Source organism: Cyanobium sp. HWJ4-Hawea, assembly GCF_024345815.1.
GTDB lineage: Bacteria > Cyanobacteriota > Cyanobacteriia > PCC-6307 > Cyanobiaceae > Cyanobium_A.
Genome location: NZ_JAGQBV010000034.1, coordinates 16,584 through 27,038, shown reverse-complemented (window position 1 = coordinate 27,038; position 10,455 = coordinate 16,584). Strand labels below are relative to the sequence as shown.

9 protein-coding genes are annotated in these 10,455 nt (G+C 65.9%); 4 read left to right on the top strand and 5 right to left on the bottom strand.

Annotation, left to right across the window (positions count from 1 at the left end; all coding sequences use genetic code 11):
- From selD to KBY58_RS08775, 4 genes are all read left to right on the top strand, one after another.
- The coding region (gene selD / locus KBY58_RS08790; RefSeq protein WP_255003986.1) for a selenide, water dikinase SelD at positions 1-1,626 on the top strand (1,626 nt) is incomplete at its 5' end.
- 55 nt (positions 1,627-1,681) lie between these two features.
- Positions 1,682-2,701, top strand: a complete 1,020-nt coding sequence (locus KBY58_RS08785) for an SIS domain-containing protein (protein ID WP_255003984.1) — start codon at positions 1,682-1,684, stop codon at positions 2,699-2,701.
- Complete coding sequence (gene kdsA / locus KBY58_RS08780; protein ID WP_255003983.1) at positions 2,701-3,531, top strand: 3-deoxy-8-phosphooctulonate synthase; 831 nt, start codon at positions 2,701-2,703, stop codon at positions 3,529-3,531. Before KBY58_RS08785 ends, kdsA begins: the two co-directional genes overlap by 1 nt.
- Before the next feature lie 27 nt (positions 3,532-3,558).
- Positions 3,559-4,101 (top strand): KdsC family phosphatase, encoded by a 543-nt coding sequence (locus KBY58_RS08775; protein WP_396099804.1) that lies wholly within the window; start codon positions 3,559-3,561, stop codon positions 4,099-4,101.
- Between the two features lie 27 nt (positions 4,102-4,128).
- Here KBY58_RS08775 and kdsB read toward each other — a convergent pair whose 3' ends face one another.
- The 5 genes from kdsB to KBY58_RS08750 are packed head-to-tail and all read right to left on the bottom strand — an operon-like array spanning position 4,129 to position 10,340.
- Complete coding sequence (gene kdsB / locus KBY58_RS08770; RefSeq protein WP_255003980.1) at positions 4,129-4,893, bottom strand: 3-deoxy-manno-octulosonate cytidylyltransferase; 765 nt, start codon at positions 4,891-4,893, stop codon at positions 4,129-4,131.
- A 19-nt stretch (positions 4,894-4,912) separates the two neighbouring features.
- Positions 4,913-6,142: a CCA tRNA nucleotidyltransferase gene (locus KBY58_RS08765; protein WP_255003987.1), complete on the bottom strand. Its 1,230-nt coding sequence runs from the start codon at positions 6,140-6,142 to the stop codon at positions 4,913-4,915.
- Between the two features lie 5 nt (positions 6,143-6,147).
- Positions 6,148-8,562 (bottom strand): UvrD-helicase domain-containing protein, encoded by a 2,415-nt coding sequence (locus tag KBY58_RS08760; RefSeq protein ID WP_255003979.1) that lies wholly within the window; start codon positions 8,560-8,562, stop codon positions 6,148-6,150.
- A complete protein-coding gene (locus KBY58_RS08755; protein ID WP_255003978.1) occupies positions 8,559-9,626 on the bottom strand; it encodes a glycosyltransferase in 1,068 nt (355 codons plus the stop codon). Before KBY58_RS08755 ends, KBY58_RS08760 begins: the two co-directional genes overlap by 4 nt.
- Complete coding sequence (locus KBY58_RS08750; RefSeq protein ID WP_254934494.1) at positions 9,627-10,340, bottom strand: heme oxygenase (biliverdin-producing); 714 nt, start codon at positions 10,338-10,340, stop codon at positions 9,627-9,629.
- Between the last annotated feature and the right edge of the window lie 115 nt (positions 10,341-10,455).

Here is a 10,455-nt window from a genome sequence, read left to right as displayed (position 1 = left end):
AGGCTGGGCTCAAAAGCCGCCAACCGCCGCGGCCGCCAGCTACTCCAACAAGCCGCCATTCCCCTCACGGTTCCAGGGCCAACCAACGCGGCCTGCCCTGATCTGACCGCAAATGGCAGCGCCGATCAAAACCTGCTCTGCACCGGCAGCCAGTCCCCAGCTTGGCTGGCTGAATCAGGCCTGCCCACCGACGGCTCAGGGCGGGTACTCACGGAAACCAGCCTGCAGGTGCTGGGCCATGGCGGCCTATTCGCCAGCGGTGATTGCGGCGTAATCGCCAGCCACCCCAGGCCGGCCTCGGGCGTCTGGGCCGTGCGGGCTGCGCCGGTGCTGGCCGCCAACCTGGAGCGAAGCCTGCAAAACCAGCTGATAGCAGAGCCAAAGCGCAAACCGCTGCAGTCCTGGAGGCCCCAAAGGCAGGTTCTGCAGCTAGTCGGAGATGGGGGCTCCATCACGGGAAGACCGCGGGCCCTTGCCCTCTGGGGACCTTTTGCTTTCGGGCCCAGCCGGCTGCTCTGGCGCTGGAAGGAGGCCATCGACCGGCGCTTCATGGCCGGCTTTGAAGACCTCCAAGCCATGGGGCAAGGTGCCAACCAGCCGGCTAACCAGCCTGGTAATCAACCAGCCATGGCCTGCCGGGGCTGCGCCGCCAAGTTGCCCGCCGCACCGCTCCAAGCGGCCCTGCAGCGTTCAGGCATTAATAGGGCCCCTGAGGACGCCGCCCTGGTTGGCACTGGAGCCTGTGGAGAGCTGTTGCTGCAAAGCGTGGATGGCTTCCCAGCGCTGGTGGCCGACCCCTGGCTGAATGCCCGCCTCACCACCCTGCACGCCTGCAGCGATCTCTGGGCCTGCGGAGCCAGGGTGGATAGCGGGCAAGCGGTGGTGACCCTGCCGGAGGCTGGACCGCAGCTGCAGGCAGAGCTGCTCAGCCAAACCCTGGCCGGCATCCAATCGGTGCTCGAGCCGATGGGCGCTGGGCTGATCGGCGGCCACACCCTCGAAGGCCGCGATGGCAGCGGCTTGAGCCTGGTGCTCAGCGTGAATGGATCAGCGGCTGAAGCCTGGGGTAAGGGGCCCCTCCGTAGCGGCGACGACCTGATCCTCGCCAAGGCGATTGGCACGGGGGTGTTGTTTGCAGCCCAGATGGCCCATGCCCCGAGCCGCCTCTGTCCGCCCCAGGCCATCGACCGGACCCTGGAGGTGATGCAGCAAAACCAGGCGCAATGCGTGGCTGTGCTGGCGGCAGGAAGGTGCAAGGCCTGCACGGATGTCACCGGCTTTGGCCTGCTTGGTCACCTGGGCGAGATGCTTGCAGCCAGTCCGGCTGGGCTCAAGGTGGTTCTAGATAGGGATGCCTTGGCGGCCCTGGCCCTACCTGGGGCCCTGGCCCTGCTCGAGGCGGGCTACGCCAGCAGCCTGGCCCCCGCCAATGGGGCTGCCCTTTCCCTGTTGGCTGGCCAGGTCGAACTTGAGCTCTGCCCTAACGGCCTTGGCGGTCTGCTGATCGATCCCCAAACCTGCGGCCCACTGCTGGCTGCGGTTCCCAAAGAGCAAAGCGGGGCCGTGCTGGCCAACCTCAGGGCCCTCGGCTTTTCTAGCGCTGCCCGCATTGGCAGCGTGGCGTGAAAAGCGCGCCCTAGGCAGCCTGGTGGGAGAATCGCCCCATCAACGGCCATTTCACTTGTCTGCCCTGACCCGCTGTTTGGAGGAGGAGGCGGCGGCGATTGCGGCGGCGGCCGAGCGCCTGGACAGTGACCAGGTGGAAGCAGCCCTCAGCCTTTTGAACAACTGCCGGGAGCGCCGGGGCAAGTTGGTGGTGACTGGGGTGGGCAAAAGCGGCATCGTGGCCCGCAAAATTGCTGCCACCTTTTGCTCGATCGGCCTAACGGCGGTGTTTTTAAATCCCACCGACGCCCTCCATGGCGACCTGGGCATCGTGGCTGCCGACGACGTGGCCCTGCTGCTCTCCAACAGCGGCGAAACGGAAGAGCTGCTGGCAATCCTTCCCCACCTGAAGCGCCGCGGCACCGGCCGCATTGCCCTGGTGGGCCGGCTCAACTCCAGCCTGGCGGCAGGTTGTGATGTGGCCCTCGATGGCTCTGTGGACAGGGAGGTTTGCCCCCTGAATCTCGCCCCCACGGCCAGCACGGCCGTGGCGATGGCGATCGGCGATGCCCTGGCGGCGGTGTGGATGGAGCGCTGCGGCATTTCACCCGAGGATTTCGCCATCAACCACCCGGCTGGCGCCCTGGGCCGCCAACTGACCCTGACCGTGGCCGATTTGATGGTGCCGGCCGCCGAACTCAGCCCGCTCAACCCCCAGGCCCGCCTGCCGGAGGTGATCGCCAAGCTCACCGAGGGCAGCCCTTCTCGGGGAAGCCTCGGTGCCGCCTGGGTGCATGGCTCAAGGGATCGAGGCCAGTTGGGCGGCCTGATCACCGATGGCGACCTGCGTCGCACCCTCCAGCGCCACGGACCCCAGGAATGGGCCGGGATCACCGCCCTGGAAATGGCCACCGTCGCACCAATCACCACCACACCTGGGGCCCTGGCGGCAGAGGCCCTGGAGTTGATGGAGCGCAATCCCCGCCAGGCCATTTCCGTGCTGCCCGTGGTTGATCCCCAAAACAGCGAGAAGCTGCTGGGACTGTTGCGCCTCCACGATCTGGTGCAGGCTGGGTTCACCTCCAACCAGAGCTGATGGCCGCCAAGCCCCTCACCTTGATCGCCGGTCCATGCGTGATCGAAAGCCGGGAGCTGGTGCTGTCAGTGGCCGAGCAGGTGCAGGCGATTTGCCAGGAGCTGGGCATCACCTACGTGTTTAAGGCCAGTTTCGATAAGGCCAACCGCAGCTCCGGCGCCTCCTTCCGTGGACCGGGGGTTGATGGCGGCCTGGCGATCCTGCAGGAGGTGAAGAGCAGCCTGGGGCTAAAAGTGCTCACCGACATCCACGAAAGCCACCAGGCCGCTGCCGTGGCTGATGTGGTGGATGTGTTGCAGATACCCGCCTTCCTCTGCCGCCAAACCGACCTGCTCGAGGCCGCCGCCAGGGCCGTTGCCGGCACCAGCAAGGTGATGAATGTGAAAAAGGGCCAATTCCTGGCCCCCTGGGACATGGCCCAGGTGGTGGCCAAGTTCAAGGAGTTGGGGCTGGATCCAGCTAGCGGCCGGCTCTGGCTGACCGAGCGGGGCAACAGCTTTGGCTACAACACCCTGGTGGTGGATTACCGCAGCCTGCCCCAGCTCCAGGCCCTCGGCTGCCCGGTGATTTTCGATGCCACCCATGCGGTGCAGCAACCGGGCGGGCGGGGCAGCAGCTCAGGAGGTCAACGGGAATTTGTGGCGCCCCTGGCCCGAGCTGCCATGGCCGTGGGGGTCGATGGGCTGTTTTTGGAGGTCCATCCCAACCCGGAGGAGGCCCTCAGCGATGGCCCCAACATGGTGCCGTTGCATCGCCTCAAGCCCCTGCTGCGCCAACTGCTGGCGATCCGCGAGGTGGTGGCTCAGGGGTTGGCCCCATCAATTCTCTAGCCCCCTATCTGTGATTCGCCGTTCGTGATTCGCCATCTGCTGCTTGCTTCCCGCTTCCGTGCCATCGAGCTGTTGGTCTGTGATGTGGATGGGGTGCTCACCGATGGCGGCCTCCACTACGACGAAGCGGGCCGGGTGGTGAAGCGTTTCAACGTGCGCGATGGCCTGGCGATTCGGATGCTGCAGCGGGCTGGGGTGGAGGTGGCCTTCCTCAGCGGCGGCCGCAGTGGGGCGATCGAACAGCGCGCCGCCCACCTCGACATTCGCCATTGCCTGGTGGGGGTCGGCGACAAGTTGGCCGCATTGGAGGATCTGCAGCACCAACTGCAGCTGCCGGTTGAGGCGACGGCCTTCATCGGCGACGACCTCAACGACCTGACCGTCAGGCCGGCCACGGGGTTGCTGGTGTGTCCAGCCGATGGGGCGCGGGGTCTGCGGAGAAGGGCCGACTGGGTGCTGAAAAGCCGCGGCGGCCATGGGGCAGTGCGCGAACTTGCCGAGCAGCTATTGGAGCGCCGGGGCCAGTGGCAGGAGCTCAACCGCTCCGGCTGGCGCGATAAAAACGTTTAACCAGGCCAGGCCAGCCCTGCCCAAGCCCTAGGCCAGTCGCCGGGCCAGCTCCAGTTGGTCCTGGGTGTCGACTGAGAAGCAATCCCCTTCCACCACAAAGGTATGCAAGGGGATGCCCGCCTCCACCAGGCGCAACTGCTCCAGCTTTTCGAGGCCCTCAAGCTGCGAGATCGGCAGCTGGTTCCAGCCCGCCAGCACGTCGGCGCGGTAGCCATACATGCCCACATGGCCCCAGTAGGGGCAGTGCTGGTGCCACAGCTCGGGCGGCACATCCCGCACATGGGGCAGGGCGCTGCGCGAAAAGGTAATGGCCCTGCCATCGGCGGCCCGCAGCACCTTCACCACATTGGGGTCGTGGAGTTTGTCTGGCCCCAGGGCATAGACCGGCGTTAAAACCTGGGGTTTATGGCGAGCTGCAAACTGCTCGACCATTGTTTCGATGATCGTGGGATCCAGCTGCGGCTGGTCGCCCTGCACATTGATCACCAGGGTGTCTTCTGGCTCGCCGCCAGCGGCGGCCACTAGCTCTGCCAGCACCGAGGCCAGCCGTTCACTTCCTGAAGCGCAGCTGGCCGGAGTCAGCAGGGCGTCAAAGCCCCAGTCTTGGGCGTGGCGCTGCACCAGCTCGCTATCGGTGCAAGCGATTACGGCCGCCACCCCCTTGGCCAGGGCGCAGCGCTCGAGCACATGGCGCAACATCGGCTTACCACCGATATCGGCCATCACCTTGCCGGGCAGCCTCGAGGATTCCAGCCGCGCCGGCACCGCCACCACGGCCCTGGGGGAAGTCATGGTTGCAGGAGTGCTCCCATTAGCTGCGCTCACTTTGCAGGAGCGTCGCCCGGGCTTGGCGCAGCCGGGCCCCCAATTCGGGGCCTGGCTGGATTCCTTCAGCGACCAATTGATGGGCGCTGATCGGGGCCTGCAGCTGGCGCCAGCGCAACCACCAGCGCAGCAGGGGGCGGCGCCAGCGGGGTCTGCGGCCGGCTGTGCTGACCAACAGCAGAACCACCGCTTCCGCTGGGCAGCCAGGTGCCTCCAGCAGCTCGCACCACTCGGGCACGGAGAGGGCGGCAGGGTTTTCGAGGGCCCCAAGCCGCTGCAGCAGGGCTTGGGCCGCAGCCAACAACTTGTGCTGACGGTGGGGCAATTGCAGCCGCTCGGCCAGGGCCAGGGGCTGCTCGGCGCAGGCCACCAGGGCCACCAGCAATGGCAATCCGGCCCGCTGGGCCCAATTCAGGCGCAGCCGCCAAAAACGGTCGGCCTGCAACTGGGGATCAAGCAGCGCCATGCCGCCCCAGCCCTGCAAAAGCTCCAGGGCCTGGGCCCAGGGTTCGCGCTCAAGCAGCAGCTCCAACTCCATCCGCAGGCGGGTGGCCAGGGCCGGCGGTGCCTGGTCGGGCCGATCCCCCAGCCGCCACTGCCAGGGCCAGGTCTGCAGGGTGGCTTGGACCTGCTGCAGGCTCTCTGGAGCCAGCTCAAAACCAAGACGGGCCCCATAGCGGGCGGCCCGAACCAGCCGGGTGGGATCGTCGGCGAGGCTGCCGCCATGCAAAAAGCGCAACTGCCGGGCCTGCAAATCCACCTGGCCGCCATGGGGATCCAGCAGGTCTGAGCTGGTCAGATCCAGGGCGATGGCATTGATCGTGAAATCGCGGCGGGCCAGATCGTCGGCCAGGCACCCGAAGCTCACCTGGGGATTTTCCGCCAATTGGGGATAGATCTCCCGCCGGGCCGTGGCCACATCCAAGAGCAGCAGCTGGCCGGCCACTTCCAGCTCCAGCTCCACGGTGCCGTAGGCACCATGCTCCCTGGAAGCCTTCAGGACGCCGGCCCCAGCGGCCAAGCTGGAGGCCAACTGGCGCACCAGCTCAGGGGCCGAACCCTCCACCACCAGATCCAGATCCGGCAGCCCCCGCCAGGGGTCGTTGTGCAGCCGGTGCAGCAGCAGATCTCGCACCGCCCCACCCACCAGGGCCAACCGCATCCCTGCTGCTGCCTCGGTCAGCAGGCCGATTAAATCCGGCGGCACCCCCGGCATCTCCTTCACTGGAGTGGCTCAATCGGTGCCAGGCGCGGATCGAGGATTTTGGGGCCCATGCCCGAGAACTTCACTGCAATCGAGATCTTTTCGCCGCTGCCAAACAGGTGGGTGACATGGCCTTCGCCAAAGGCGCTGTGGCGCAGGCGATCACCCACTGCCCAGGCCTTGCCGGCGACCGGACCGGCCGAGCGCCGCCGCACCGCATTGGCCGGCGCTCCTGCCTCGCCGCCAGCCGCCACCTGCTGGGATTCCTCCCGATCCACCCGGGTGAGCCGCTCCATACGCTGGTCGCGCCGAATTGCGGCGCCGCCGCTGCGGGGGATGTCGCCCTGGATCAGCTCCGTGGGCAATTCAGACAAAAACACCGAGGGCAGGGCCGCCTCTCGCATGCCGCCCCAGAGCCGGCGCTCGCTGGCGTGGGAGAGAAATAGGCGCTCCTTGGCGCGGGTCAGGCCCACATAACAAAGGCGCCGCTCCTCCTCCAGGGCGGAGGGATCCTCCAGGGAGCGATAGCTGGGGAACAGCCCCTGCTCCAGGCCCACCAAAAAGACCACGGGAAATTCCAGGCCCTTGCTGGCATGGAGGGTCATCAACGTGACCCGGTTTTGCTCGGTGTCCTTGCTGTCGGCATCACTGGCTAGAGCAGCCGAGGCCAGGAAATCCTCGAGGGAGCCCTCCTCGTTTTCCTCCTGGTATTGCAGCGCCGCGTTGACCAATTCGTTGAGGTTGCGGCGGCGATCTTCCGCCTCATCGGTGCCATCGGCAATCAGCTCGGCCACATAGCCGCTCTGCTCCATCACCCGCTGCACCAGCTCCGAGGGGGCGATGTCCTGGCTGCGGGCCTGGAGATCACTGATCAGCCCATGGAACTGCAGCAGACCCTTGGCTGAACGGCCCCCCAGGGAGCGCACCGCCTCCGCATCACTGACCACATCCCAGAGGGGAATGCCCAGCTGGTTGGAGGCATCGGTGAGCCGTTCGATTGTGGTTTTGCCAATACCTCGCTTGGGCACGTTCAGCACCCGCAGCAGGCTGACGGTGTCGGAGGGATTGACCAACAACTTGAGGTAGGCCAGTACGTCCTTGATTTCGCGCCGGTCGTAGAAGCGCAGGCCACCCACCACCACGTAGGGGATCCCCCAGCGCACCAGGGCCTCCTCCATGGCCCGCGACTGGGCATTGGTGCGGTAGAGGGTGGCCATGTCACCCCAGTTGAGGTCGGGGTGGGCCGCCTCGAGCATGCGCATGCGGTGCACCACCGCCTCTGCCTCGGCGATTTCGTCGTCGCAGCGGGTCAGGGAAATCAATTCGCCTTCGCCGCGGGTGGGGCGGAGCACCTTGTCGATCCGCTCGGAGTTGTGGGCGATCAGGGCATTGGCCGCCTCCAGGATCGTGGCGGTGGAGCGGTAGTTCTCCTCCAACTTGACCATCGTTTTGGTGGCCAGATCGGGTGCACCGTCGCCGAAGTCGTCCTGGAAGCCCATCAGGATCGTGAAATCGGCGGCCCTAAAGCTGTAGATGCTTTGGTCGGCATCACCCACCACAAACACGGAGCGGCCCTCCCAGTCGTTGTAGGTGTCTGGGTCCTTGCCATCGGTGACCAGCAGCTTGATCAGGTCGTACTGGGTGCGGTTGGTGTCCTGGTATTCATCCACGAGCACGTGGCGAAAACGCCGATGCCAGTAGCTGCGGATCTGCTCGTTTTGGCGCAGGAGCTGCACCGGCAACAGCAGTAGGTCGTCGAAATCGAGGGCGTTATTGGCGGCCAGGGCCCGCCGGTAACGGCGGTAGGTTTCAGCCATCAACTTGCCCCGTTGGCCGCCACCGGCATCGGCCTCCAGCTGCTCCGGCAGCCAACCCTGGTTTTTGGCATTGCTGATCGCCCAACGCACCTTTTTGGGTTCAAAGCGCTTGGGATCGAGCTGCAGCTCCTTGGTGACGATCTCCTTGATCAGGCTCTGGACGTCGTTCTCGTCGTAAATCGAGAACTGGCGGGTCCAGGACAGGCCCTCCGGGTCCTGGTATTTGTCGATATCGAAGCGCAGCAGGCGGGCAAACAGGGCGTGGAAGGTGCCGATCCAGAGGTCCTTGATCACCTCGCGGTAGATGCGGCTGCGCAGTTGGCGTTGCTCCGCCAGGGGCAGGGTGCTCCAGGGCTGGCCGAACTGGCTCTGGGCCAGCTTTTGGGCCAGCAGCAGCTCGAGCCGCTCCTTCATCTCCCGGGCAGCCTTGTTGGTGAAGGTGACCGCCAACAGATGGGCCGGATCGGCGCCGTGGTGGCCAATCAGGTGGGCAATGCGGTGGGTTAGGGCGCGGGTTTTGCCACTGCCAGCACCCGCCACCACCAGCAGGGGACCGGTGTGGTGATCAACTGCCCGTCTCTGGGCATCGTTGAGGCCAGCTAGAAATGCGCTCATCGCAGCAGCTTGGCGAACCGGGCCCGAAATTGCGCCGGGAATTTGGCCTGGAGCCGCGCCAAAGGCTGGCCCAGCCTGAGCCGGAAGATCGATGGACTCCGCAGCGGCGGCTCACCGGCGGCGATGCGGTCCCAATGGGAATTGATCTGGCTGAGGGCCGCCTGCCAACGCTCCAACAGGGCGGCTTCGGAGCAGCCAGCCAACAGGGCTGCCAGCTCTGCTGGCTGGGCTTGCCAGGCCAATGGATCGGCCACGGCCGCCATGATGCGTTCAAGATCTGCCTGCAGGGTTCCCGCACCGATCTGGTGCCCCAGCCGGCCGGGATCAAGGCTGTCGGCTAGGGCGTGGTTGAGGCTGCTGAACACCACACAGCCGCAGGCCATCGCCTCTAAAGGCGGCAAGCCAAACCCCTCACTCACCCCGCGGCCCCGCCAGTAATCGGCGGAGTCGTAGAGCACCACGGCGGCGCTGTTGAAGAGGTCGACCAGATCATCCACCCAGCCGCGTTGAACCTCCACCCTGAGGCCCTGGGCCCGCAGGGCCGGCACCAGCTGCTTGAGCAGGTAGGGGCTCGACTTACGTAATTGCACCAGGACATCAATGGGCCGGCGTTCTGGGCTGACACGGTTGCCCCGCTGCAGCCATTGGGGCTCGAGGGCATTGGGCACCAGGTGCAGGGGGCTGCGGGGGCTGCGGTTTCCCCAGTAGCCGAGGGTGTTGCGGCTCACCGCCAGGACCGGCACCGCCGCCGGCAGGTCAAAGCCGTAGCCGCTGCTGTGGGCGTGGTAGGCCACGGGCCGGCCCCGCAGCTGGCGCAGGAGTTGGGGCACATCAAAACCCCAGCTGACAATCCAGAGGGGCTCTGTTGCTGCCTGACTAGAAGCCGGGGAGGCGCTGCTCAGCAGGTCTGGCAGGAAGGGATGGCCCGGTTCCCTTTGGCGGTAGGTGACCACCTCGGTGGCCGCCAGCTGGCCCACCAGCCGGGCCGTTTGCAGCTCCACCAGCAGGCCCCCGCAGCGGAAGCGGCCCGTGGTGCCTGGCACCAAAAAACGAACGGGTCGCACTCAGGCGGGCACGGCCTCAGTGCTGCCGGAGCGCTGACGGCGGGTGAGGAAGCCAAAGAGCACCTTGCCAATGGCGGCGATCAGGTTGCCCTCGAGTTCTTGGAACATCACCATGTTGAGGTGGAAGGCCCCATTGGCCTCTTCCACGATGCGATCGGCCATGGCCTGGTCAATCGGCAGGCCATCCAGCACGGTGCGGTAGTTGGCCTTAAAGCCCTTTTCGTCGGGGATCGAGTCGAATTCGTAGAAGCGCAGGCCGTCGTGCTCGCCCAGGTTCATCGCCTTCTGGGCAATGTTCTTGAGGATCTGGCCGCCGGAGAGATCACCGATGTAGCGGGTGTAGTGGTGGCCCACCAACAACTCGGGGCTTTCTTTTGCCACCTGGTGCAGGCGAGCGACGTATTTTTGGGCGCCAGGGGTGGCTGTGATCGCAGTGCGCCAGTCGGCTCCGAAATAGAAGGCGAGGTCTTGCTCGAGGCTGTCGCGGCGGTTGAGCTCAACAAAGCCCACCGGACCTACCACCGGGTGGTCCTTGAGCTTGGCGAACTCCTCCTCCATGGCGGAGTAAACGAAGTAGAGGTCTGCCACCAGGGTGCGATAGCTGGCCTTATCGACCACGCCCTTAAGGAAACAGCTCACGAAGCCGGTGTTCTCCGCCATCGTGTGGGCCTTTTTGGTGCCTTCTCGCAGCTGGGAGGCAAGGGCGACAGACATGGGGGCTCGCGCCGAAGGCAGGGATGGAGAGTTCGAACTTACTGGCCTCGAACCCTGAAGCAGGCCTCCCGTTCGCAGGCCTTAAAACCTGATGGCCCCTGGCTCCCACCGTCCA

Coding starts and splice junctions, on each gene's coding strand:
- KBY58_RS08765 (WP_255003987.1), bottom strand. CDS start 6,142: ATGCCGGGGGTGCCGCCGGATTTAATCGGCCTGCTGACCGAGGCAGCA.
- kdsA (WP_255003983.1), top strand. CDS start 2,701: ATGGCCGCCAAGCCCCTCACCTTGATCGCCGGTCCATGCGTGATCGAA.
- kdsB (WP_255003980.1), bottom strand. CDS start 4,893: ATGACTTCCCCCAGGGCCGTGGTGGCGGTGCCGGCGCGGCTGGAATCC.
- KBY58_RS08750 (WP_254934494.1), bottom strand. CDS start 10,340: ATGTCTGTCGCCCTTGCCTCCCAGCTGCGAGAAGGCACCAAAAAGGCC.
- KBY58_RS08760 (WP_255003979.1), bottom strand. CDS start 8,562: ATGAGCGCATTTCTAGCTGGCCTCAACGATGCCCAGAGACGGGCAGTT.